This window comes from Pseudomonas sp. Ant30-3, from assembly GCF_000690905.1.
Taxonomy (GTDB): domain Bacteria; phylum Pseudomonadota; class Gammaproteobacteria; order Pseudomonadales; family Pseudomonadaceae; genus Aquipseudomonas.
The window spans coordinates 20239-44925 of sequence record NZ_JMCL01000034.1 but is presented as its reverse complement, the minus strand read 5'-3'; the positions used below and the strand labels follow the sequence as shown (position 1 = coordinate 44925).

The window sequence follows — 24687 nt, the reverse complement described above, 5'->3', positions numbered from 1 at the left end:
CAGCTTCAAGTTGTGAGCCGCAGGCTGCAAATAGGAGCAGATTCCCGAACATCAGGGCTAACACGCTTCTATTGCAGCTTTTAGCTTGTGGCTTTCAGCTGTTTCACTGCGACTTACGGACCCGTAGGTACCATTCGGAAAGTAGCCGAACCTGTTTGTCGGTATAACCGCGCTCCACCATCCGTGTGACGAAGTCGTTGTGCTTCTGCTGATCCTCCTTGCTGGCTTTGGCGTTGAAGCTGATGACGGGCAGGAGGTCTTCGGTGTTGGAGAACATTTTCTTCTCGATGACCACCCGCAGTTTTTCGTAGCTGAGCCAGGTTGGGTTCTTGCCGTTGTTGTTGGCCCGGGCGCGCAGGACGAAGTTGACGATCTCGTTGCGGAAATCCTTCGGATTGCTGATGCCGGCCGGTTTCTCGATTTTTTCCAGTTCTTCGTTTAACGCGACGCGGTTGAGGATTTCGCCTGTTTCCGGGTCGCGGTATTCCTGGTCCTGAATCCAGAAGTCGGCATACAGCACGTAGCGATCGAAGATGTTCTGACCGTATTCGCTGTAAGACTCGAGGTAGGCGGTCTGAATTTCCTTGCCAATGAACTCGATGTAACGCGGCGCCAGGTATTCCTTGAGGAAGCGCAGATACCGTTCGCGGGTTTCGGCCTGGAACTGTTCCTGCTCGATTTGCTGTTCCAGTACATAAAGCAGGTGCACCGGGTTGGCGGCGATTTCGTGCGGATCGAAGTTGAAGACCTTCGACAGGATCTTGAACGCAAACCGGGTCGAGAGACCGTTCATGCCTTCGTCGACACCGGCGTTATCGCGGTATTCCTGTATCGACTTGGCCTTCGGATCGGTGTCCTTGAGGTTTTCGCCGTCATACACGCGCATCTTGGAATAGATGTTCGAATTCTCCGGCTCCTTGAGGCGAGACAACACAGTGAACTGGGCGAGCATTTTCAAGGTGTCTGGTGCGCAATGAGCCTTGGCCAGCGAGCTGTTGAACAACAATTTGTCGTAGATCTTCACCTCGTCGCTGACCCTTAGGCAATAAGGGACCTTGACGATGTAGATCCGGTCGATGAACGCTTCGTTGTTCTTGTTGTTACGGAAAGTGTGCCATTCCGATTCGTTGGAGTGAGCGAGCAGGATTCCTGTAAACGGAATGGCGCCCAGCCCTTCGGTACTGTTGTAGTTGCCTTCCTGCGTGGCGGTCAGCAATGGGTGCAGCACCTTGATCGGTGCCTTGAACATTTCGACGAATTCCATCAGACCCTGGTTGGCCCGGCACAATGCGCCCGAGTAGCTGTAGGCGTCGGCGTCGTTTTGCGGATATTCCTCAAGTTTGCGGATGTCGACTTTGCCGACCAGCGCCGAGATGTCCTGGTTGTTTTCGTCGCCGGGTTCGGTTTTGGCGACGGCGATCTGGTTGAGGATCGACGGATACAGCTTCACTACGCGGAACTGGCTGATGTCGCCGCCGAATTCGGCGAGGCGTTTGGTGGCCCATGGCGACATGATGGTATTGAGGTAGCGCCGAGGAATGCCGAAGTCTTCCTCAAGGATCGCGCCATCTTCAGTGGCGTTGAACAGACCCAGAGGCGATTCGAATACCGGCGAGCCTTTTATCGCGTAAAAGGGCACTTTTTCGATCAGTTGTTTGAGCTTTTCGGCCAGCGACGATTTACCACCACCGACGGGACCCAGCAGGTAGAGAATTTGTTTCTTTTCCTCCAGGCCCTGCGCGGCGTGGCGGAAATACGACACGATCTGGTCTATGCATTCTTCCATCCCATGGAAGTCTTCAAAGGCCGGATAGCGACGGATCACCTTGTTGGAGAAGATTCGCGACAGCCTCGAGTTGGTCGAGGTGTCGAGCAGCTCCGGTTCCCCGATGGCCAGCAGCAGACGCTCGGCGGCGGAAACGTAGGCGCTGCGGTCCTGTTTGCACAGCTCAAGATACTCTTGCAGCGAGAGTTCTTCCTGGCGTGTGGACTCGAAGCGTTGTTGGAAGTGGCTAAAGATACTCATGACGTCACCTCGCTCGATACGTGGAGCCGACGCCGGATCACTCAGTCGATGCTGGCAGCAACCGAACAGGCGGTCGCTGTTTACCCCCCAGAACTCTTTCAGCGCAACGCCGAAAGCTACTCCCGATGACCCGCGCGCCGGTGTACCGGCTCTCCCCTGTTTTGGATGGCCTGCGCTTAAGGATAGTTGGGAATTCAGGAGGTAAAGGCGAGATACGTAATTAGTTGTGGCAGACCGTTCGTCTGCCACCGCCCTAGCCCGCGGGGGCCGGGGCTTGAGCGCTGTAAAAAAATTATTCGGCGGTGTCTTGGGCTGTTTCTGCGGGATAAGTCGTGCGCCACAGCTCAAATCCACCGTCCATGCTGTAAACGTCGGAGAAGCCCTGGCTAATCAGGTAAGCCGCAGCGCCCTGGCTGGAATTGCCGTGATAGCAGACCACTACAGTCGGCGCGTCGAGGTCGGCAGCCTGAATGAAAGCGTGCAGGGAATGGTTGTCCAGGTGCTTCGAACCGCTGATGTGCAGCGCGGCGAACGTTGCTGGATCGCGGACATCGACGACCACGGCACCTTGCTCACGCAGGGCTTGCGCCTGCTCTGGGGGGATACGTTTGAATTCGTTCATGGCGGGCTCCTGTGGCACGGCTGATAGCGCAGCCTAGCGCCGGGCGCTGGCTGGCGTTTGTTCGGATAGGGCGGTGGTGTCTGGGGGCAGGGCGTTACCGTGCTCGTCGCATTTGCAAGGCAGGCGTTCGCCGGTGTCAACATTCATCAGGGTCAACGAACCGCCCCAGACGCACCCGGTGTCGAGAGCAAACACGCCGGGTTCATTGCACTGGCCTTCCAGCGCAGCCCAGTGACCGAAGATGATCTTCGTATCCCTGGTCTTGCGTTCCTTGTGTTGGAACCATGGCTTGTAACCGTGCGGAGCAGAGTCGAGGCCTTCCTTGCTCTTGAGGTCCAGCTTGCCCTCGGCGGTGCAGAAACGCATGCGGGTGAAATAGTTGGTGATTACCCGCAGACGTGTCACGCCTTTGAGGTCACTGTCCCATTTCAACGGCTCGTTGCCGTACATGCCATCCAGATAGGGTGCGAAACGGTTGTCGTCGCGCAAGGCTTCTTCTACTTCGGCGGCGCATTTCAAGGCTTTGCGCAGGGACCATTGCGGCGGGATGCCGGCATGCACCAGGGCGATATTGCGCACCTCGTCGTAATGCACAAGCTTTTGCTGGCGGACCCACTCCAGCAGTTCCGCGCGATCAGGTGCTGCGAGAATTTCCCGAAGGGTGTCGGCTTTTTTCAGGCGTTCGATGTTGTGGCCGGCGGCCAGCAAGTGCAGGTCATGATTGCCGAGCACGCACACCAGCGATTCGCGAATGCTATAGAGGAAACGCAGGGTTTCCAGCGACTGCGGACCGCGGTTAACCAAATCGCCGACCAGCCACAGTTTGTCCCGGGCAGGGTCGAAGGCAACTTGCTTGAGCAGACACTTCAAGGGTTCAAGACAGCCCTGAAGGTCGCCGACGGCATACGTTGCCATCAGTGCAGGGCTCCGGGCACCGCCAGTCGGAAAGGAGCAATGATGGCATCGAAACGTTCGCCATCATCGGCGAGCATCTCGTAGGTGCCCTGCATGGTGCCGACTTTGGAGGTCATGACCGTGCCGCTGCTGTAGGTGTGGCTTTTGCCCGGGTCGATCAACGGTTGCTGACCGACCACACCCGCACCGCGAACCTCCTCGACATGTCCGTCACCGTCGGTGATCACCCAGTGCCGTGTCAGCAGCTTGGCTGGCACGAGGCCGTTGTTGACCACTGTGATGGTGTAGGCGAACGCAAAGCGCTCTTGTTCGGGTTGCGATTGTTCTGCCAGATAGCGGGTGACGACGGTGACGTCGACCTGGTAACGAGAATCGGACATGCAAAAGGCCTTAAAAACGAAGCGGAACGCGGGCGTAGCTGATGGGTTCAGTCTAGGCCAAGTATCGGGTAGTAAACCAGACTGACGTCCTACCCGATAGCGTTCATCGACGGTCAATCGCCGACAGGTTTGACCTGTTCGCTGAGCTTGTCGGCCAGGCGCACGAATGCGGCCAGATCAAGTTGCTCGGGGCGCAGGCTGCCGTCGACACCGGCGGCTTCGATCTCATCATTGCTCAGCAGCAATTTAAGGGTGTTGCGCAAGGTCTTGCGGCGCTGGTTGAAGGCTTCGCGGACTACCCGCTCCAGCAGTTTGTGATCCTTGGCCGGGTGCGGCAAGACGTCGTGTGGAACCAGGCGCACGATGGCCGAATCGACCTTCGGCGGCGGATTGAAAGCGCCCGGACCGACGTTAAACAGATGCTCGACCCGGCAATGGTACTGAACCATGATCGACAGACGGCCCCAATCACCGCCACCAGGACCTGCCGCCAGACGCTCGACCACTTCCTTTTGCAACATGAAGTGCATGTCGCGAATGATCGCTGCGTTGTTCAAGAGGTGAAAAATCAGCGGCGTGGAAATGTTATACGGCAGGTTACCAACCACACGCAGACTGTTCGGTGCCGCATTGAGGCTATTGAAGTCGAACTTCAACGCATCGCCCTGATGCAGGTTGAAATTGCTCTTGTCGGCAAACTGCTGGTTGAGGATCGGAATCAGGTCCTTGTCCAACTCGACGACATCCAGCTGCCCGCCACTGTTGAGCAGGCCCTGGGTCAGTGCACCCTGGCCCGGACCGATTTCCAGCAGGCGGTCTTCGGGTTTGGCGCGGATGGCGCGCAGGATGCGGTCGATAACGCCGGCATCGTGGAGGAAGTTCTGGCCAAAACGCTTGCGCGCCTTGTGTTGGTAATGCTCGGTCATAAACGGGTCTCGGCCATCTGGTAGGCGGTTTCCAGGGCGACTTGCAGGCTGCCGGTGTCGATCCTGCCGCTGCCGGCCAGGTCCAGGGCGGTGCCGTGGTCGACCGAGGTGCGGATGATCGGCAAGCCGAGGGTCACGTTGACCGCCGCGCCGAAGCCTTTGTACTTCAGCACGGGCAAGCCCTGGTCGTGGTACATCGCCAGCACCGCGTCGCAGTGCTCCAGATATTTGGGGGTAAACAGAGTGTCGGCGGGCAGGGGACCGCGAAGGTCCATGCCTTCGCCGCGCAGGCGCTCTAAGATAGGTTCGATGATGTCGATTTCTTCATGGCCCAGGTGACCGCCTTCACCGGCGTGCGGGTTGAGCCCGCAGACCAGAATGCGCGGTTGGGCGATGCCGAATTTTTCTTGCAGTTCGCTGTGCAGGATTCGCGTGACCCGCTCCAGCCGCTCGGGCGTGATCGCATCGGCAATCTCGCGCAAGGGCAGGTGGGTGGTGACCAGCGCAACACGCAAACCGCGCGTCGCGAGCATCATCACCACTTGCGCGGTGTGGGTCAGGTCGGCGAGAAATTCCGTGTGCCCGGAAAACGCGATACCCGATTCGTTGATCACGCCCTTGTGCACCGGGGCGGTGATCATGCCGGCAAAATCTCCGTCCAGGCAGCCCTGGCCCGCTCGGGTCAGAGTTTCCAGAACGAAAGCGGCATTGGCTTTATCAAGTTGACCGGCATGAACCGGAGCACTCAGCGGCGTATCCCAGACGTACAGGCTGTTGGCTGGCGCGGGAGTATCCGGCCAGGCATCCGGCGTGACCGGCAACAAATCGACCGCCACACCCAGCTGCGCGGCCCGCTCGAGGAGCAGGTCGCGGCTGGTAATGGCAATCAGGGGGTGGGGCTGGGTATGCGAGGCGAGCAGCAGGCACAGGTCTGGACCTATGCCGGCCGGTTCACCGGGTGTCAGCGCGAAACGTTTCGGTTTCACTGCGCTGCCTGGTCTGCACCAGGGAGTTTGATCTCTACGTACGCTTCGTCACGGATCTGACGCAGCCAGCTCTGCAACTCTTCGTCGTACTTGCGGTTACGCAGTACGGTCATTGCTTGCTGCTCGCGTGCCTGGCTGGTGCTGTCGGTGGCGCGACGGCCGAGGACTTCCAGGACGTGCCAGCCATATTGGGTCTGGAATGGCTTGGACAACTGACCCTGCGGGGTATTGGCCATCACTTCGCGGAATTCCGGCACCAGCGCATTCGGGTCGATCCAGTTGAGGTCGCCGCCGTTGAGTGCAGAACCCGGATCTTCCGAGAAGTTTTTCGCCAGTTCGCCGAAGTCTTCGCCCGACTCGATGCGGTCATAGAGCTTTTCGGCCAAACGCTTGGTTTCGGCTTCGCTGCGGATCTCGCTTGGCTTGATCAGGATGTGACGCACGTGCACTTCATCGCGCACCTGGGTTTCGCCGCCACGCTTGTCGAGGATCTTCAGAATAATGAAGCCCCCCGGCGTGCGGGTTGGCTGGGTCACATCGCCGACTGCCATGGTGCTGAGCAGGCGATCGAACGGAGGTGGCAATTGACCGGCTTTACGCCAGCCCATGTCGCCGCCTTCCAGCGCAGTTTCACTGGCAGACTTGGCAATGGCCAACTGACCGAAGTCAGCGCCTTGCTTGAGCTGCTGGTACACCGCGTCAGCCTGTTTGGCAGCATTCTGAATCGCTTCGGAGTTGGCGCTTTCCGGCGTAGGAATCAGGATGTTGGCCAGACGGAATTCTTCCGACAGCTGCATTTTGCCAAGGTCGGAAGCGAGGAAGTTCTTCACTTCCTGCTCAGAGACCTGGATACGTTCGGCCACACGGCGCTGGCGCACACGGCTGATGATCATTTCACGACGGATCTGATCACGAGCGTCGTCGTAAGACAGACCATCGCGAGCCAGAGCAGAGCGGAATTGTTCAATCGACATGTTATTGCGCTGGGCAATGGTGCCGACGGCCTGGTTCAGTTCTTCATCGGTGATGCGGATACCGGAGCGTTCGCCGATCTGCAGTTGCAGGTTTTCGACGATCAGACGCTCCAGCACCTGCTGATCCAGCACGCCCGGAGGCGGCGCCGCAGCGCCACGCTTGGCGATGGTTTGCTGAACTTCATGAACACGCTGGTCCAGTTGGCTCTGCATGACCACGTCGTTATCGACAATGGCCACCACTTTATCGATGGACTGTACCGCGGCATTTGCCGCAGTACCGAGGAACAGCGCGCCCAGCATCAGCGGGCGCAGACAATCAGAAAGCTTGGTCTTCACGTTCACGATAACCTTGGATGCCTTTGTCGAGGAAGCTCTCTACCTTGGAGCCGGTGAGGCCGCCGAGACCTTTCAGGACGATTTGAAGGAAGACGCCATGGTCGCCTTTCTCATTTTCCGGAGCGTCTTGACTGGTTTCGTCATAGTCGACCCAGTAACGGTTGATCACGCGCAACTTCCAGCAGCAGTTGTCGTACTCGAAACCGCCGAAGGCTTCCAGCGTACGGTTGCGGTTGTAGTCGTACTGCCAGCGGCTGATGACGTTCCATTGCGGCACAACCGGCCAGATGACCGAGAAGTCGTGCTGCTGGATCTTGTAGTAGTCCTTCACGTAACCCGGAGTGCCCGGCGTGCCGTAATCACCACCACCCACCGACCAACGACCGGTGTTCTGGTCATAACGGACCTGGTCATTGCGATAGCGATAGCCGGCGTTGATGACCTTGTTCGGGTTGTCTTCAGGCTGGTAGTGGAACATCGCGCTACCCGAGCGAGGGCTGCGGCTGTCCGGATCCCAGTTGTAATCGGCCGTGGTGCGCCAATCGCGGTTCCAGCGGTATTCGTACTCGAGTGCGTACGGCGACACGCTGGACTGCGCATCTTCGCGGGTTTTCGCGTCGATACCTGGCAGCTGAACCTTGCGATCCTTGAAGTAGAAGGCCTGACCGACGGCGATGCGCTGACGTTCGAAACCGTTGTCTTCGATCCAGCGACTGGTTACGCCCAGGGACAGCTTGTTCTCGTCGCCTACGCGGTCAGCGCCGGAGAAGCGATTGTCGCGGAACAGTGAGCTGTAGTTGAAAGTGGCTTCACTGGTGTCGAACACAGGAATATCTTCCTGATCGGTCTCCGGGACGTAGAGGTAGAACAACCGCGGTTCGAGGGTCTGGTTGTAGTTCTTGCCAAACCACGACGTTTTACGGTCGAAGTAAAGGCCGCTGTCGATGCTGGCGATCGGTACGCCGCGGCTCTGATTGCTGCTGAAGGTGCCGTTGAGTCGATCACCTTCAGGACCCTGAGCGGCGATGTCAGACTTGCCCTTGCCATCGAGATCCAGGTCGTACTGAGTGTATTGATACTTCAGCGATGGGGTCACGTACCCATAGCTCGCACTCATTGGCAGGCTCATGCCTGGTTTGAGATTGAGGCGAGTACCGTTGGCGCGAGCCAGACCGAACACGTTCTGGTCGAGTCTCGGGCCGGTATTGATGCCGTCTTCATTGAAGAAGTCGCCATCTTTAAGGTCGCGATCAAACCGCACGATTTCTGTTTCGTAATCGAAGTCCAGGCCGCTCGGATGCACTGGCAGCTGACCATTGAAGGTGATCTGCGGCAAGCGGTCATACGGCGTAATGTTCGAAACAGTCGCCAGCTGGTAAGCCTGAGCATTGATGCGAGCGGTGTAGCTGTCGCCACGGTAGCTCACAGAACCCTGCTGGTTGACGTAGTCGTCGCTTTTGATGCCAATCTGATCGGTCTGCAGATCCTGGAAGTAATACGGATCGCTGATCTTGGTGTAGTCAACCTGGGTGAACACTCGGGAGTCGAGACCGCCCTTGTGCTGCCAGTTGTACATGTAGCGGGTTTTTTCGTAATCGGTCTGGTCGCTACGATCGGTGTTGTCGTCGTTGAGGTACGCCGCACCGAATTGCCCTTCGCTGGACTTGGTCAGATAACGGAACTCGCCTTCCAGCAACATGCCGCGCTTGCTCATATAACGCGGGTACAACGTGGCGTCGTAGTTCGGCGCTAGGTTGAAGTAGTAAGGCGTCACGAGCAGGAAGCCGGTGTCGGTGCCTGTGCCGATGGTCGGCGGCAGGAAACCGGACTGACGACGGTCGTCGATCGGGAAGTAGATGTACGGCGTGTACAGAACCGGAATGTCCTTGACCCGCAGCGTCACGTTGGTCGCGGTACCGAAACCGGTGGCCGGGTTCAAGGTAATGTTGTTGCCCTTGAGCTGCCAGGCATTGCTGTCCGGTTCGCACGTGGTGTACGTACCATCCTTGAGGCGGATGATCGCATTCTCGGCCCGTTTGGCGTACAGCGCACTGCCGCGAATACGCGATTTGTGCATCACGTATTCGGCGTTGTCGATCTTGGCTTCACCGGTGTCTAGCTGCACGTCGGCATGGTCGCCGACGATCAGAGCACCGTTGTCGCGAATGCGTACGTTGCCGCTCAGTTCGCCACGGCTTTCGGCCTGGTAGAGGTTCGCTTCGTCGGCTTCGGCCTGCATGCTGCCCTGACGCAAAACGACGTCACCGGCCAGTGTGGCGACCTGCTCATCCTGCTTGTAGCGGGACGCTTTGGCACCGACAAAGGTAGGCGCATCACTTTTATCCGTCTTGTCACTCATGCCAGGACGAGTTGGTTCGATATAGGAACCAGAGCAGTAAGGACCGGTTTCGGCCAATTGCGCTGCAGTGAGCTTTTCGCGGGGAACCCAGTCGAGGTGACTGTAGTCTGCGCTACGTGACTTCAGGCCGCGGCCGTTTGCCTCGGTGACCAGCACAGGTTTGTCGCCGGAGTCTTGACTGGAACTGCCGTCGGCCGGAGTCTCGCCGCTCGTGCTCACCGCGCTGCCGTCATGGACGGGACGCGGTGGCAGCGCAGCGGCTGGAGATTTCGGCGCACAGTCCCAGGCACCCGAAGCAGAGACTGAGCAGTCATACTGTTCCGCGGCGACCACGAACGAAGTGGCTAGAGGTTGCAGGGCCAGCAGACTGCCGGTAACCAACAACGGAAATTTTTTACGAAACGCGGGGGATTTCAATGCCATCTTATTAGTCCGGGCTTCCTGCGTGCCATCTGCCCGCGGTGTGGGCCGCACGCCTCTCGATGGTCTGAAAAAGATGCTGGATAATAAAGCATGACCCGCTTGACGGCTAGCGCCGTCGGAGACCCTTGCAATGCCTGACCAAGATGTACGTTTGCAACACCTGAAAGTTTGGCTCGATGAGCAGTTGGCAATCCTCTTTACAGATCAGGATTGGGGCCCCGTCCCCCCAGCCACGTTGACTGCGGCCAGCAGTGACGCGAGCTTCCGGCGCTATTTTCGCTGGGAGGGCGAGGGCCGTAGTTTCGTCGTGATGGATGCTCCGCCACCGCAGGAAAACTGCAAACCGTTCGTGGACATCGCTTTTTTGCTGGCGAAATCCGGAATAAATGTGCCGAAAATTTACGCCGAGGACCTCGAACGAGGATTTCTTTTGCTCAATGACCTGGGCAACAAAACCTATCTGGACGTGATCGACAGCGAAAATGCCGACCATTTGTTCCAGGATGCCTTGCAGGCGCTGTTGGCTTTTCAACAACTACCGATGGTTGCGCCATTGCCAAGCTACGACGTTGCTTTGCTGCGCCGCGAGCTGGAATTGTTTCCCGAGTGGTACGTGAAGCGCGAGCTGGGCGTTGAATTTGACGCAGCGCAGCAATCCCTCTGGCAACGGGCCAGCGACCTGTTGATCGACAGTGCCCTGGCTCAGCCGAAGGTGCTGGTCCATCGCGACTACATGCCGCGTAACCTGATGCTCAGCGAGCCGAACCCGGGTGTGCTGGATTTCCAGGACGCCGTTTACGGTCCGGTGACCTACGACGTGACGTGTCTGTTCAAGGACGCGTTTCTCAGCTGGCCGGAGGAACGTGTGCTTGGTTGGCTGGAAAATTACTGGCAACAAGCCGGGGCACTCGGCATCCCGGTTCAGCCGGACCTACAGGATTTCCTCCGTGCGAGCGATCTGATGGGGGTGCAGCGTCACCTGAAAGTCATCGGCATTTTCGCGCGTATCTGTCACCGCGACGGCAAGCCACGTTATCTGGCCGACGTGCCGCGGTTCTTTGCTTATATAGAAGCGGTGGTGGCCCGTCGTCCTGAACTGGCGGAATTGGCTGAGTTGCTTGATAGCCTGCGCGCCGGAGCTCAAGCATGAAGGCGATGATTCTGGCCGCAGGCAAAGGCGAGCGCATGCGCCCGCTGACGCTGACCACGCCAAAGCCGCTGGTTCGCGCGGGCGGGGTACCGTTGATCGAGTACCACCTGAAAGCCCTCGCTGCGGCCGGCTTTAACGAGATCGTGATCAACCACGCATGGCTCGGTCAGCAGATCGAAAACTACCTGGGTGACGGTTCACAGTACGGCGTGCGAATCCAGTACTCGCCTGAAGGGGAGCCGTTGGAAACCGGCGGCGGTATTTTTCGCGCCCTGCCTTTGCTGGGCGATGACGCGTTCCTGGTGGTCAACGGTGATATATGGACCGATTACGACTTCAGCGTGCTGCATCAGCCAATCGCCGGGCTGGCCCATCTGGTGCTGGCCGCTAACCCGGCGCATCACCCGGCGGGCGATTTCACCCTGGTCGATGGGCAGGTGCGCGACGCTCAGCCGTCAGCACCCACCCTCACGTACAGCGGCATCGCCATATTGCACCCGCAGTTGTTTGACGGTTGTTCCGCCGGTGCATTCAAGCTGGCGCCACTGCTGCGCACCGCCATGGCTGAAGGACAGGTCACCGGTGAGCGACTTCACGGGCATTGGGTTGATGTCGGCACTCACGAACGTCTCGCAGAAGTTGAAGCCTTGATAGAAGCGAGTCGCTGAGATGCTGTGGCCAGGGACTCTGATTGGAGCCGGACTGGGGTATGTCATCGCCAGTATTCCGGGGGCCATGCTTGGCGCTTTACTGGGACAGGCGCTGGACCGGCGCCTGCAACTGCAAAGTTGGGGGCATTTGCGAGAAAGGCTCGGCGGTCGGCCGATGCTTCGCAACGATGAACTGCTGTTCGTGCTGCTGGGACGACTCGCCAAGTGCGATGGGCGGGTAGTGGACGGGCACATTCAGCAGGCGCGTCAGGAGATGCGCTCGCTGGAGATGACCGAGTCGGCGCAACGCCGTGCGATTACGGCGTTTAATCGTGGCAAGACCGGGCACGATCGCTTGAGCGGGTATTTGCGTCGCATGAGGACGCAACCGCATGCCGCCGAGGGCGTGTTGCGCGCCTGCTGGCGGATGGTCTGGGCCGACGGTCGCGCCGGTGTGGGTGAAGTTGAACTGGTGCGCCAATGGGGCAAGTGGCTGGGCTGGACCCGGCAGCAGGTGCAGGCGCTGGCGGAGGACTACGAACCGCAGAAACGTCCGCTGGTGATCAGTGCGGTGACGTATCAGGATGCCATGCGTTTGCTCGGCGTCACCGCCACCACGGAACCGGCGCAGATCAAGCGCGCTTATCGACGTCTGCTCAGTCGTCATCATCCGGACAAGATCGCCGGCAGCGGCGCGACGGCGATGCAGGTGCGTGAGGCGACGGACAAGACGCGCGAGTTGCATACGGCTTATACGTTGATTCGGGAGCGGCGGGATTTTCGCTAAAGATTAAGGATTGGGGCGTGGCCAACGCCGCCATCGCTAGCAGGCTAGCTCCCACATTGATTCGCGTTTGACACAACATCGAAGAACGCTGACGACCCTGTGGGAGCTAGCCTGCTAGCGATGGCGATGGCTCAGCCAACCATCATGTTTGATGTGTTTCCGTTAGCGCTAGCAGGCTCGCTTATCAATTAGCCGCTGGCTTTGGATTCAACCAACCACGCACCCGACGAACCAGTTGCTCTTGCTCGGCCTTGGCATCCCCCGGCAACGCCTTGAGCGAAACCTGGCTGTAAGCAACGGTCTTCAGGCGTTTGCTCGCTTGCAGCCGCTCCAGCGCCAGGCTGCGATCCAGCGGCTTGTCCTTGTAAAAGATATCCACAGTCGGCAGCTTCAGGGTCGGCGTCAGTTCCACCAGCGGCGGTTTCGCCGCTGTCGGTGTCTGCGCGGCGACCATGGTGAACTTCTCGATCTGCGGTGGCTGTCTTTCGTTCAGAAAACGCGCCGCCCAGTAAGCGCCGGTCCCGTGGCCCAGCAGCACAATGCTGCGAACACTTTGTTGTTCGGCGTAGGCAATCGCTGCATCGATGCGTGCGAATATTCGCTCGGCATCGGCTTTCGATTGATCCTCACCGGTTTCGGCAACAGCCTTGTCGACGATTTCCGCCTCGCCCCCGGCTGCCTGTTCGATCGGCGCCGCAGTCGTCGAGTCCTTGCTGCCGACGTCGGGTGCCTTGATGGTTGGCGGCACCTCGACCACTCGCGGTGCAATGACATCGCTTTGCATGTCGGGCAGGGTGATACTCAGGCTGCTCCATTTTGCGTCCGGCAGCTTCTGCCGCAATGGACCCACAACCTGCGGCCAGTCAGCCGTTTCGCCAGCGCCCGGGACAATGATCACCGCACCTTTTGGTTCGGCAGTATTGGCCGGTTTCCACAAGGCCAGAAACGTGTCGTTGCCAGCCTGCAGCTGTTGTTGTTCCTGAGCGGGAAGTTTTCGCTCAAGCGCTGCCGCTTCTTCCTGACTACGCTCCGGCAACGGCTGACGCTCAGGCATTTTTTCGCCGACAGGTTGTTCTACGGCAGCCGGCGCAGTTTCAGCGGCGGCGACGGAAAACGCGCAAGGCAGGAGCAACGACAGGCACAATGCTGGCAGTGCCAGGCGGTAGACAGGGGGCATCGGATATTCCAGGCCAGAAGTTATTCCGGCAGCCTAATAGGTTGGTCAGTGTTTGTCAGTGTATGAGACTTCGATGATGCGTTTTCGCTGCCTGTGGGTTATCGGCTGTTTGTTGTTTCCCTTGACGGGCTGGGCGGCGTCCGCGCCACCGACTCATGTCGCACAACTGACGGCGAGCCAGCAACAGTGGCTGACGCAGCGCGATCAATTGCGCGTCGGCGTTGTCCTGCAAGTGCCTTACGCCCAATACGACCGTCGCCTGCAGCGACTGTCCGGGGTCAACGTCGAACTGATGAAGTGGCTGGCCCAGGCACTCAAGGTCGAGTTGAGCTGGCGCAACTTTCCCGATCTTGCACAACTGGAGGCAGCGGCTCTCGATGGCGAGATCGACCTCGCGCCCGGCTTGACCCAAACCCCCGCAGGCCTGCGCCTGTGGCAATTCTCCGACCCGTACATGCGCGTGCCGCAACTGGTGGTCAGCGATCGAAAAGGCAGCGGCGCGGTCGAGCTGGAAAAACTCGACAGCCAGACCCGAGTCGCCGTACGCATGCCCGGCGCCACGGCCGATTACTTGCGCAGCAATTATCCGCACCTGAATTTGCAAGGCGTGCCGATCGAGCGTCAGGCCTTGCATTTATTGTTGAGTCAGCAGGCCAACTACGCCGTGGTCGATGAAGCCCAGTTGGGGCGCCTTTCAGTCGAGCCGGAGTTTGCCGGGCTGGTGGTCGTCGGTGACATCGGTTTGCCGCAATTGCTGCGTGTAGCGACGCGCCGGGACTGGCCGGAACTCGCCGCTATCGTTGAAAGCGCGCTGCGGGCGATTCCGGCCAAGGACCTGGAACAACTGCACAATCAATGGCTGAAACCCAAATACCCGCGGCTGACCGACTCGCCGGGTTTCTGGCAAAACCTGTGTCTGCTGTTGGCGGTACTGATGTTGAGCAGCATGGCGATCGTGTTCTGGCAGCGCCGCCAGCAACACAGTCTGGAACAACGATTACTGATGGCGCGCGCAGACATTGCATTGCGCGCTGCCAGCGAAGAAGCACTGCGGCTCACCCAGTTTTCCATCGATCAAAGCACGGTTGGCATTCTCTGGGTCAACTGGGACAGCCATGTGCGCTACGCCAATCGCGCCGCCGAAACGATGCTGGGTTATCCGCCCGGCGGCATCATCGACCGGCCGCTGATCGATTTTGAACCCGGTCTGCACATGGACCGCTGGCTCAACCTGTGGAAACGCGCGCGGGCCAGCGAAGAAGGCCCGCCAAGTTTCGAAACCAATTGCCTGCGCGCTGACGGCAGCGTTTTGCCAACAGACGTTTCACTGAGCTTTTTGCGCTTCCGCGATGGCGAATACCTGGTGGTTTACCTCAACGACGTCACCGAGCGCCGCCGCGCACTGGCGGCTTTGCAGGAAAGCGAGGCGCGGCTGCAAGGTATCGCCGCCAATGTTCCGGGACTGGTCTTTCGCCTGGAGCGCGCGCCGGTGACAGGACAGATCGACTTTGCCTACATCAGTGAGGGCAGCGAGAGTCTGGTGGGTTACTCGCCGGCCACCCTGGCCCATCGCGACAAAGGCTTGCGCAGCCTGGTGCATCCGGATGACAAGGCCAGTTATCACCAGACGCAGGACCACGCGCTGGATACGGATAGCGACTGGTCGTGGCAAGGTCGGATCCTGACGCGTCAGGGCGAACAACGCTGGGCCGAGATCAAGGCGATTACCCGTCGGCTCGACGACGGCGCCTATGTCTGGGACGGCATTGTCTGGGACATCAGCGAAAGCAAACGTATTGAACTGGAACTGGCCAGCTCCCGCGAGCAACTGCGCGAGCTGTCGGCTCATCTGGAAAGCGTGCGCGAGAGGAAAAGGCGCGCATTGCCCGCGAAGTGCATGACGAATTGGGGCAAATGTTGACGGTGTTGAAACTGGAAACGTCCATGTGCGAATTGGCTTACGCACAACTTGACCCCGGACTGAACGAACGTTTGAACAGTATGAAGCGCTTGATCGCTCAGTTGTTTCAGCTGGTACGCGATGTGGCCACCGCGCTGCGACCGCCGATCCTCGATGCAGGTATCGCCTCGGCCATCGAATGGCAGGCCCGTCGTTTTGAGGCACGCACGCAGATTCCTTGTCTGGTGCAGGTGCCGGAGAATTTGCCGGTGCTCAGCGATGCCAAGGCTGTGGGCCTGTTTCGCATCCTTCAGGAAGCGCTGACCAATGTCATGCGACATGCCCAGGCGCATACTGTCGAACTGACGCTGACGCTGGAAGGCGACGAGTTGTGCCTGACGGTGAGTGATGATGGCGTAGGATTTGTGCCGGCAGCGGGCAGGCCAACATCCTTCGGGGTGGTGGGAATGCGCGAGCGGGTGTTGATCATGGGCGGGCAGTTGCTGCTGGAGAGCGAGCCGGGGGAGGGCACGACGTTGAGCGTGCGGGTGCCGGTGGATGAAGCCTGATGCATTTGTGTTGTCTGTACTGACGCTATCGCGAGCAGGCTCGCTCCCACAGGTGCTCTGTACCTGTTGGAACGAGCCTGCTCGCGATAGATCCTGAATCTGGAGAAGAACGTGATCCGTGTACTGGTAGCCGAAGATCACACCATCGTGCGCGAAGGCATCAAGCAGTTGATCGGCCTCGCCAAGGATTTGCTGGTAGTGGGAGAGGCGAGCAACGGGGAGCAACTGCTCGAAACCTTGCGGCATGTTCCTTGCGAAGTGGTGTTGCTGGACATTTCGATGCCGGGCGTGAATGGCCTGGAGGCGATCCCGCGCATTCGCGCGTTGAACAATCCGCCGGCGATCCTGGTGTTGTCGATGCACGACGAAGCGCAGATGGCCGCCCGGGCGTTGAAAGTGGGCGCGGCGGGCTATGCGACCAAAGACAGCGATCCGGCCTTGTTGCTGACGGCGATTCGCAAGGTTGCTGCGGGTGGGCGCTACATCGACCCGGACCTGGCTGATCGCATGGTCTTCGAAGTCGGTCTGACCGATTCGCGGCCGTTGCATTCGTTACTGTCGGAACGGGAGTTCTCGGTGTTCGAACGCCTGGCCCAGGGCGCCAACGTCAATGACATCGCCCAGCAACTGGCGTTGAGCAGCAAAACCATCAGCACCCACAAGGCGCGGCTGATGCAAAAGCTCAACATCACCTCGCTGGCCGAGCTGGTGAAATATGCGATGGAGCACAAACTGCTCTAAAGGACGCCGCAATCAAAACTGTAGGAGTGAGCCTGCTCGCGATGGCGGTGGATCAGTCGCTAAAGTGTTGACTGACTGAATGCCATCGCGAGCAGGCTCACTCCTACAGGGGATCTTCTTTGGGGTTGGGATTGTGGACATGTCCAATAGCGACAAGCCCATTCGCTTGTTCTTGCGGCCTGGAGCTCGAAGTCCGCAGCGACCTTGTCCATTCACGCCATCCTTGTAGGGCAATCCCTACCCCCAACCTTCCATCCGGCTGAGGCGATTCTCTCCTGCGCCCCGATTTGCGTGCTCTCCAGCGTCCACTAGGCTTAATCCACAGCAGTCATCAATAACAAAGGTGTGGGTATGAGCCAGGTCGATTCAAGCGCAGGGGCCAGTGACATTCTGGTCAGCTTTCGTGGAGTGCAGAAGAGCTACGACGGCGAGAACCTGATCGTCAAAGACCTCAACCTGGATATTCGCAAAGGTGAATTTCTGACCCTGCTCGGGCCGTCCGGCTCCGGCAAGACCACCAGCCTGATGATGCTCGCCGGTTTCGAAACCCCCACCGCCGGCGAAATTCTCCTGGCCGGGCGTTCCATCAACAACGTGCCGCCGCACAAGCGCGACATCGGCATGGTGTTCCAGAACTACGCGTTGTTCCCGCACATGACGGTGGCCGAGAACCTGGCCTTCCCGCTGACCGTGCGCGGTCTGAACAAAAGCGATGTCAGCGACAAGGTGAAAAAAGTCCTGAGCATGGTTCAGCTAGACACCTTCGCCCAGCGTTATCCGGCGCAATTGTCCGGCGGCCAGCAACAGCGCGTGGCCCTGGCCCGGGCACTGGTGTTCGAGCCGCAACTGGTGCTGATGGACGAACCGCTCGGTGCACTCGACAAGCAACTGCGTGAACACATGCAGATGGAAATCAAACACCTGCACCAGCGCCTCGGCGTGACCGTGGTCTACGTGACGCACGATCAGGGTGAAGCCCTGACCATGTCCGACCGCGTCGCCGTGTTCCATCAAGGCGAGATCCAACAGATCGCCCCACCGCGCAGCCTTTACGAAGAACCGAAAAACACCTTCGTTGCCAACTTCATCGGCGAGAACAACCGTCTCAACGGTCGTTTGCACAGTCACACGGGCGACCGTTGTGTGGTCGAGCTCGCTCGCGGTGAAAAGGTTGAAGCGCTGGCCGTCAACGTCGGCCGGACCGGCGAGCCCGTCACGCTGTCGATTCGCCCGGAACGCATCAGCCTCAACGGCTCGAGCGAATCCTGCGTCAACCGCTTCTCAGGGAGGGTGGCGGAATTCATCTATCTGGGCGATCACGTCCGGGTTCGCCTGGAAGTCTGCGGCAAGACCGACTTCTTTGTGAAACAGCCGATTGCCGAGCTCGATCCCGGGCTGGCCGTCGGCGACGTGGTACCGCTTGGCTGGCAGGTCGAACACGTTCGCGCTCTCGACCCGCTTTTAGAGGCGAATTAATCGCCCCCTGCTTCAACCAACCCTGCACGTGGAGAGAACAATAAATGTTGAGATCCCTGAAATTCACCGCCCTGGTTGTCGGCATGATCGGCGCGGCACACGCAATGGCGGCGGGCCCGGACCTGACCGTGGTGTCCTTTGGTGGGGCGAACAAGGCAGCGCAGGTCAAAGCCTTCTACGCACCGTGGGAAGCGGCGGGCAACGGCAAAATCGTCGCCGGTGAATACAACGGTGAGATGGCCAAGGTCAAAGCCATGGTCGACACCAAGAGTGTTTCCTGGGACCTGGTGGAAGTTGAATCGCCAGAACTGTCCCGTGGTTGCGACGAGGACATGTTCGAGCAACTCGACCCGGCACTGTTCGGCAAGACTGAAGATTACGTCAAAGGAGCCATTCAGCCATGCGGCGTGGGTTTCTTCGTCTGGTCGACCGTGCTGGCCTATAACGCCGACAAGCTGAAAACCGCACCGACCAGTTGGGCCGATTTCTGGGACACCAAGCAATTCCCGGGCAAGCGCGGCCTGCGTAAAGGCGCCAAGTACACCCTGGAATTCGCCTTGATGGCCGACGGCGTCGCGCCCAAAGACGTCTACAAAGTGCTGGCCGGCAAAGACGGTCAGGATCGCGCGTTCAAGAAACTCGATGAACTCAAGCCGAGCATCCAGTGGTGGGAAGCCGGCGCGCAACCGCCGCAGTACCTCGCCTCCGGCGACGTGGTCATGAGCTCGGCCTACAACGGCCGAATCGCTGCCGTGCAGAAAGAAAGCAACCTGAAAGTGGTATGGAACGGCGGAATCTACGACTTCGACGCGTGGGCAATCCCTCGTGGCCTGGACCCTAAGCGCGCAGAAGCGGCGAAGAAATTCATCGCCTTCTCGGTGCAGCCGCAGCAGCAGAAGACCTACTCGGAAAACATTGCTTACGGTCCGGCCAATACCCAGGCCGTACCGCTGCTGAACAAAGACGTCTTGAAAGACATGCCGACCACCCCGGAAAACATCGCCAATCAGGTGCAGATCGACGTCAGCTTCTGGGCTGACAACGGCGAGCAACTGGAGCAGCGCTTCAATTCCTGGGCTGCGAAGTAACTAAGCGCCAACTGGGTGAGGGTCTTTGTGGCGAGGGAGCTTGCTCCCGCTTGAGTGCGCAGCACTCACAAAATTGGCGCTGCCAACCCAATTTGGGGCCGCTTCGCAGCCCAGCGCGAGCAAGCTCGCTCGCCACAAAGAATTTCCCATCCTCAGGCGTGGTGTTTCAACACAACAGAGGCGGTACGCCGCCTCTGTAACGATCAAAGATTTCCGGAGTACGCCATGGCCACCGCCATTCCCGTGAACGCGGGCACTGATCCCACCTTGAAGCAGCGGCTCAAGCATGCCGAGCGGATCAATCGCTGGAAGGCTCAAGCCTTGATTGCGCCACTGGTGATTTTCCTGCTGCTGGTGTTCCTGGTGCCGATCGTGGCGCTGCTCTACAAAAGCGTTGGTAACCCGGAAGTGGTCGGCGGCATGCCGCGCACCGTGGCGGCCATCGCCAGTTGGGACGGCCGTGGCCTGCCCGCAGAGCCGGTTTACAAAGCGGCCAGCGAAGACCTCGCCGAAGCGCGAAAAAATCAAACCCTGGGCGATCTGTCCAAGCGCTTGAACATGGAACTGGCCGGCTATCGCAGCCTGCTGACCAAAACCGCCCGTGCCTTGCCGTTCGCCACCGAGCCGTCCTCCTATAAAGAAGCACTGGAAAGTCTCGACGAGCGTTGGGGCGACCCGGCCTATTGGCAAGCGGTGCGTCGCAACACCAGCAGCATCACCCCTTATTACTTGCTGGCGTCGGTTGATCACCGTATCGACGACCTCGGCGAAGTCGCCCCGGCCACGCCGGATCAGGCGATTTACTTGGACATCTTCGCCCGCACGTTCTGGATGGGTTTCGTCATTACCGCGATCTGCCTGGTGCTGGCATATCCGTTGGCGTACCTGCTGGCCAACCTGCCGTCGCGGCAAAGCAACCTGCTGATGATTCTGGTCCTGCTGCCATTCTGGACCTCGATTCTGGTGCGCGTCGCCGCGTGGATCGTGTTGCTGCAATCGGGTGGCCTGATCAACAGTGGCCTGATGGCATTGGGCATCATCGATAAGCCGCTGGAGCTGGTGTTCAACCGCACCGGGGTTTACATCTCGATGGTGCATATCCTGCTGCCGTTCATGATTCTACCCATCTACAGCGTGATGAAAGGCATCTCGCCGACTTACATGCGCGCGGCGATCTCCCTCGGCTGCCACCCGTTCGCCAGTTTCTGGCGGGTGTACTTCCCGCAGACCTACGCCGGTGTTGGCGCCGGTTGCCTGTTGGTCTTCATCCTCGCCATCGGCTACTACATCACCCCGGCATTGCTGGGTAGCCCGAACGATCAAATGGTCAGCTACTTCGTCGCCTTCTACACCAACACCAGCATCAACTGGGGTATGGCGACCGCGCTCGGTGGGTTGTTGCTGTTGGCGACCGTGGTGCTTTATTTGATCTACAGCTGGCTGGTGGGCGCCAGTCGTCTGCGCCTGAGCTAAGGGAGAATCGAAATGCTGAATCCTTATATGTCGCCCATCGAACGGGTGTGGTTCTACAGCTTGCGGATTCTCTGCGGCTTGATTCTGCTGTTCCTGATTCTGCCGGTGCTGGTGATCATCCCGCTGTCGTTCAACTCCGGCAGTTTCCTGGTGTACCCGCTGCAAGGTTTTTCGCTGCAGTGGTACCAGGATTTCTTCGCCTCGGCGGAATGGATGCGCGCGCTGAGGAACAGCGTCATTGTCGCCCCGGCGGCGACGGTGCTGGCGATGATCTTCGGCACGCTGGCGGCCATCGGCCTGACCCGTGGCGATTTCCCGGGCAAGGCCTTGGTCATGGCGCTGGTGATTTCGCCGATGGTGGTGCCGGTGGTGATCATCGGGGTGGCGAGTTATCTGTTTTTTGCACCGCTGGGTCTGGGCAACAGTTTCTTCTCGCTGATCGTGGTGCATGCGGTGTTGGGTGTGCCGTTCGTGATTATCACGGTGTCGGCGACGTTGCAGGGGTTCAACCATAACCTGGTGCGGGCGGCAGCCAGTCTCGGTGCTTCGCCGTTGACCGCGTTCCGCCGCGTGACCTTGCCGCTGATCGCGCCGGGTGTCATCTCGGGGGCGCTGTTCGCCTTTGCGACGTCGTTCGATGAAGTGGTGGTGACGCTGTTCCTCGCAGGTCCCGAGCAAGCGACGTTGCCGCGGCAGATGTTCAGCGGTATCCGCGAAAACCTCAGCCCGACCATTGCCGCGGCTGCGACGCTGCTGATCGCTTTTTCGGTGGTCCTGCTGCTGACCCTGGAATGGTTGCGCGGCCGCAGCGAAAAACTGCGCACCGCCCAGGTCTGAAGCTATTACTCGATCCATTGTGGGAGCGGGTGTTGGCTGCCAACAGTCATTCACCCCCTGAATACAAGACAACCCGAAATCCCCAGCTACTATTGTGCCCAGCTCCCCTATCTATAAGAGGCTGCGCACCATGAGTCTTTCCTCTTTCAAAATCGCTCACAAACTGATCACCGGCGCCGCTGCCATCGAGCAACTCGCTGCTGAACTCACTCGCCTCGACGTCGACAATCCGCTGATCGTCACCGATGCCGCACTGGTGAAATCCGGCACGGTCGAGCTGGCGCTGGCGCAGTTGGGTGGACGCAGCTACGAAATCTTCGACCGCGTCCTGCCTGACCCGGAAATCGCCATTGTCGAAGATTGCATGCGCGCTTACCGCGACGGCGGGCATGACGGTTTGATCGGGCTGGGCGGCGGCAGTGCGATCGACATCGCAAAAAGTGTCGCGGCGTACGCCGGTTACCACGGCGCGCTGGAGGACTTGTTCGGCGTCGACCAGGTGCCGCGCAAAGGCCCGCCGCTGATCGCCATCCCGACCACCGCCGGCACCGGTTCGGAAGTCACCAACGTGGCGATCCTCTCCGACAAGGTCGCGCAGTTGAAGAAAGGCATCGTCAGCGACTACCTGCTGCCGGACGTTGCACTGGTCAGCCCGCAAATGACCCTGACTTGTCCGCGCAGTGTCACGGCGGCGAGTGGCGTCGACGCGTTGGTGCACGCCATCGAATCGTATCTGTCGGTCAACGCCTCGCCGATCACTGACGCGCTGGCCATCGGCGCCATCAAACTGATCGCCAATGCGCTGCCCAAGGCCTATGCCAATCCTTCCCACCTGCAAGCGCGCGAAGACATGGCCACCGCGAGCCTGATGGCCGGCATGGCGTTCGGCAATGCCGGGGTCGGCGCGGTGCATGCATTGGCGTACCCATTGGGCGGGCGCTTCAACATTGCCCACGGCGTCAGCAACGCGCTGTTGCTGCCTTACGTGATGACCTGGAACAAAATGGCCTGCGTCGAACGCATGCAGGACATTGCCGAAGCGATGGGCGTGAAGACCGCGCATCTGAGCGCCAACGAAGCGGCCGACAAAGCCGTCGAAGCGATGACCGCACTCTGCGCCGCCGTGGAAATCCCGCGCGGCCTGCGCAGTTTCAACGTGCCCGAAGAAGCGATCCCGGCCATGGCAGCAGAGGCGGCGGGAATCGAGCGCCTGATGCGCAACAATCCACGCAAATTGAGCGCCGCGGATATCGAGAAGATCTACCGGGCTGCGTACTAGAACAGCCCAATCATCTTAGCCACGGTGCGCGCGCCAAAGCATGAGGTATACAATGCGCGCCATCGTGATTCTGTTCAAAAAAGGTGCGTCATGCAGCCCTTCGTCATTGCTCCGTCGATTCTCTCCGCCGACTTCGCCCGCCTGGGTGAGGAAGTGGACAACGTCCTGGCCGCCGGCGCCGACTTCGTGCACTTCGATGTCATGGACAACCATTACGTACCGAACCTGACCATCGGCCCGATGGTTTGCGCGGCGCTGCGCAAATATGGCGTCACCGCGCCCATCGACGCCCATCTGATGGTCAGCCCGGTGGACCGTATAGTCGGCGACTTCATCGAAGCCGGCGCGACCTACATCACCTTCCACCCGGAAGCCACGCAGCACGTCGACCGTTCCCTGCAACTGATTCGCGAAGGCGGCTGCAAATCCGGCCTGGTGTTCAACCCGGCGACCCCGCTGGACGTGCTCAAGTACGTGATGGACAAGGTCGACATGATCCTGCTGATGAGCGTCAACCCTGGCTTCGGCGGGCAGAAGTTCATCCCCGGCACCCTCGATAAACTGCGCGAAGCGCGGGCCTTGATCGATGCCTCCGGGCGTGACATTCGGCTGGAAATCGACGGCGGCGTGAACGTGAACAACATTCGTGAAATCGCCGCTGCTGGCGCCGACACCTTTGTCGCCGGCTCGGCGATTTTCAATGCGCCGAACTACCAGGAAGTGATCGAAAAGATGCGTTCCGAACTGGCGCTGACCCGCCCATGAGCGGCTTTGAGCAGCTCTTCCCTGGGCGTTTGCCGCGGCTGGTGATGTTCGATCTGGATGGCACACTGATCGATTCGGTCCCGGACCTCGCGGCGGCTGTGGATAACATGCTGCTCAAACTCGGCCGTGCGCCCGCCGGTCTCGATTCAGTACGTGAGTGGGTCGGCAACGGCGCACCGGTCCTGGTTCGTCGGGCATTGGCAGGTGGAATCGAGCATTCCACGGTCGACGACGTTGAAGCTGAAGCCGCACTGGACATCTTCATGGAGGCTTACAGCGAAAATCACAACCTGACTGTCGTCTACCCCGGCGTGCGCGACACCCTGAAGTGGCTGAGCAAGCAGGGCGTGGCGATGGCGCTGATCACCAACAAGCCGGAACGCTTCGTCGCGCCGTTGCTGGATCAGATGAAGATCGGCCGTTACTTCAAGTGGATCATCGGCGGCGACACCCTGCCACAGAAAAAACCTGACCCGGCGGCGCTGTTCTTCGTGATGAAAATGGCCAATATTCCCGCCTCGCAATCCTTGTTCGTCGGCGACTCGCGCAGCGATGTGCTGGCGGCGAAAGCGGCGGGGGTCAAATGCGTGGCCCTCAGTTATGGCTACAACCATGGCCGGCCGATCGCCGAAGAATCGCCGGCGCTGGTGATCGACGATTTGCGCAAATTAATTCCCGGTTGCCTGGATCTGGCCTCTGGGATAACGTTGCCCGACGCTGCTCAACCCTATTCTGGAAACGCCATCGTGGTGGTCACTCGCAAACTCTGGATGAAAGTCATCAAGGCCCTGGCCCGCTGGCGTTGGCGCGCCTGACTTGATCCTGGCCGGCATCCCGGCGCGTTT

The 24687-nt window shown here is 59.6% G+C and carries 20 protein-coding genes and 1 pseudogene; 12 read left to right on the top strand and 9 right to left on the bottom strand.

Features of this window, described 5'->3' with window-relative positions:
- Positions 1 to 103: 103 nt before the first annotated feature.
- From DU29_RS0109375 to DU29_RS0109340, 8 genes are all read right to left on the bottom strand, one after another.
- A complete protein-coding gene (locus DU29_RS0109375; protein ID WP_028621509.1) occupies positions 104 to 2026 on the bottom strand; it encodes a PrkA family serine protein kinase in 1923 nt (640 codons plus the stop codon).
- A gap of 292 nt (positions 2027 to 2318) precedes the next feature.
- Complete coding sequence (gene glpE, locus DU29_RS0109370; RefSeq protein ID WP_028621508.1) at positions 2319 to 2648, bottom strand: thiosulfate sulfurtransferase GlpE; 330 nt, start codon at positions 2646 to 2648, stop codon at positions 2319 to 2321.
- Positions 2649 to 2681: 33 nt separating this feature from the next.
- The gene (locus DU29_RS0109365) at positions 2682 to 3563 is read right to left on the bottom strand and encodes a symmetrical bis(5'-nucleosyl)-tetraphosphatase (RefSeq protein ID WP_028621507.1); all 882 of its coding nucleotides are present in this window, start codon (positions 3561 to 3563) and stop codon (positions 2682 to 2684) included.
- Positions 3563 to 3943: a Co2+/Mg2+ efflux protein ApaG gene (gene apaG, locus DU29_RS0109360; RefSeq protein ID WP_028621506.1), complete on the bottom strand. Its 381-nt coding sequence runs from the start codon at positions 3941 to 3943 to the stop codon at positions 3563 to 3565. Before apaG ends, DU29_RS0109365 begins: the two co-directional genes overlap by 1 nt.
- A gap of 113 nt (positions 3944 to 4056) precedes the next feature.
- Positions 4057 to 4869 (bottom strand): 16S rRNA (adenine(1518)-N(6)/adenine(1519)-N(6))-dimethyltransferase RsmA, encoded by an 813-nt coding sequence (gene rsmA / locus DU29_RS0109355; RefSeq protein ID WP_028621505.1) that lies wholly within the window; start codon positions 4867 to 4869, stop codon positions 4057 to 4059.
- On the bottom strand, positions 4866 to 5855 hold the full coding sequence (gene pdxA, locus DU29_RS0109350) for a 4-hydroxythreonine-4-phosphate dehydrogenase PdxA (RefSeq protein ID WP_028621504.1): 990 nt from the start codon (positions 5853 to 5855) through the stop codon (positions 4866 to 4868). The genes rsmA and pdxA overlap by 4 nt, the downstream gene beginning before the upstream one ends.
- Positions 5852 to 7168 carry a peptidylprolyl isomerase SurA gene (gene surA / locus DU29_RS0109345; protein WP_033050405.1) on the bottom strand — a complete coding sequence of 439 codons (1317 nt, stop codon included), beginning with the start codon at positions 7166 to 7168 and terminating at the stop codon, positions 5852 to 5854. Before surA ends, pdxA begins: the two co-directional genes overlap by 4 nt.
- Positions 7149 to 9950 carry an LPS-assembly protein LptD gene (locus tag DU29_RS0109340; RefSeq protein WP_028621502.1) on the bottom strand — a complete coding sequence of 934 codons (2802 nt, stop codon included), beginning with the start codon at positions 9948 to 9950 and terminating at the stop codon, positions 7149 to 7151. Before DU29_RS0109340 ends, surA begins: the two co-directional genes overlap by 20 nt.
- Positions 9951 to 10080: 130 nt before the next feature.
- Between DU29_RS0109340 and DU29_RS0109335 the strand changes: the two genes are divergently transcribed.
- The 3 genes from DU29_RS0109335 to DU29_RS0109325 are packed head-to-tail and all read left to right on the top strand — an operon-like array spanning position 10081 to position 12537.
- The gene (locus tag DU29_RS0109335; protein ID WP_028621501.1) at positions 10081 to 11100 is read left to right on the top strand and encodes an aminoglycoside phosphotransferase family protein; all 1020 of its coding nucleotides are present in this window, start codon (positions 10081 to 10083) and stop codon (positions 11098 to 11100) included.
- Positions 11097 to 11768 (top strand): N-acetylmuramate alpha-1-phosphate uridylyltransferase MurU, encoded by a 672-nt coding sequence (gene murU / locus DU29_RS0109330; RefSeq protein ID WP_028621500.1) that lies wholly within the window; start codon positions 11097 to 11099, stop codon positions 11766 to 11768. The genes DU29_RS0109335 and murU overlap by 4 nt, the downstream gene beginning before the upstream one ends.
- Position 11769: 1 nt before the next feature.
- Entirely contained in the window at positions 11770 to 12537 is a 768-nt protein-coding gene (locus DU29_RS0109325) for a TerB family tellurite resistance protein (RefSeq protein ID WP_028621499.1), read from the top strand.
- Positions 12538 to 12721: 184 nt separating this feature from the next.
- On the opposite strand, the gene DU29_RS0109320 is transcribed toward DU29_RS0109325, so the two are convergent.
- Positions 12722 to 13714 carry an alpha/beta hydrolase family protein gene (locus tag DU29_RS0109320; RefSeq protein ID WP_028621498.1) on the bottom strand — a complete coding sequence of 331 codons (993 nt, stop codon included), beginning with the start codon at positions 13712 to 13714 and terminating at the stop codon, positions 12722 to 12724.
- 73 nt (positions 13715 to 13787) lie between these two features.
- On the opposite strand from DU29_RS0109320, the pseudogene DU29_RS01000000129750 reads away from it, so the two are divergent.
- The 9 genes and pseudogenes from DU29_RS01000000129750 to DU29_RS0109275 all read left to right on the top strand — a co-directional run bounded on the left by DU29_RS01000000129750 (position 13788) and on the right by DU29_RS0109275 (position 24657).
- A pseudogene (locus DU29_RS01000000129750) lies at positions 13788 to 16183 on the top strand (PAS domain-containing sensor histidine kinase).
- A gap of 111 nt (positions 16184 to 16294) precedes the next feature.
- Positions 16295 to 16924 carry a response regulator gene (locus DU29_RS0109310; protein ID WP_003210977.1) on the top strand — a complete coding sequence of 210 codons (630 nt, stop codon included), beginning with the start codon at positions 16295 to 16297 and terminating at the stop codon, positions 16922 to 16924.
- Between the two features lie 351 nt (positions 16925 to 17275).
- A complete protein-coding gene (locus tag DU29_RS0109305; protein ID WP_028621497.1) occupies positions 17276 to 18400 on the top strand; it encodes an ABC transporter ATP-binding protein in 1125 nt (374 codons plus the stop codon).
- 44 nt (positions 18401 to 18444) lie between these two features.
- Positions 18445 to 19488 (top strand): ABC transporter substrate-binding protein, encoded by a 1044-nt coding sequence (locus tag DU29_RS0109300; protein WP_028621496.1) that lies wholly within the window; start codon positions 18445 to 18447, stop codon positions 19486 to 19488.
- Between the two features lie 225 nt (positions 19489 to 19713).
- Complete coding sequence (locus DU29_RS0109295) at positions 19714 to 20961, top strand: ABC transporter permease (RefSeq protein WP_028621495.1); 1248 nt, start codon at positions 19714 to 19716, stop codon at positions 20959 to 20961.
- Positions 20962 to 20973: 12 nt separating this feature from the next.
- Entirely contained in the window at positions 20974 to 21798 is an 825-nt protein-coding gene (locus DU29_RS0109290; RefSeq protein WP_028621494.1) for an ABC transporter permease, read from the top strand.
- A 130-nt stretch (positions 21799 to 21928) separates the two neighbouring features.
- Positions 21929 to 23077, top strand: a complete 1149-nt coding sequence (locus tag DU29_RS0109285) for an iron-containing alcohol dehydrogenase (protein WP_028621493.1) — start codon at positions 21929 to 21931, stop codon at positions 23075 to 23077.
- A 90-nt stretch (positions 23078 to 23167) separates the two neighbouring features.
- On the top strand, positions 23168 to 23842 hold the full coding sequence (gene rpe, locus DU29_RS0109280) for a ribulose-phosphate 3-epimerase (RefSeq protein ID WP_028621492.1): 675 nt from the start codon (positions 23168 to 23170) through the stop codon (positions 23840 to 23842).
- Positions 23839 to 24657 carry a phosphoglycolate phosphatase gene (locus tag DU29_RS0109275; RefSeq protein ID WP_028621491.1) on the top strand — a complete coding sequence of 273 codons (819 nt, stop codon included), beginning with the start codon at positions 23839 to 23841 and terminating at the stop codon, positions 24655 to 24657. Before rpe ends, DU29_RS0109275 begins: the two co-directional genes overlap by 4 nt.
- The last annotated feature ends 30 nt before the right edge of the window (positions 24658 to 24687 follow it).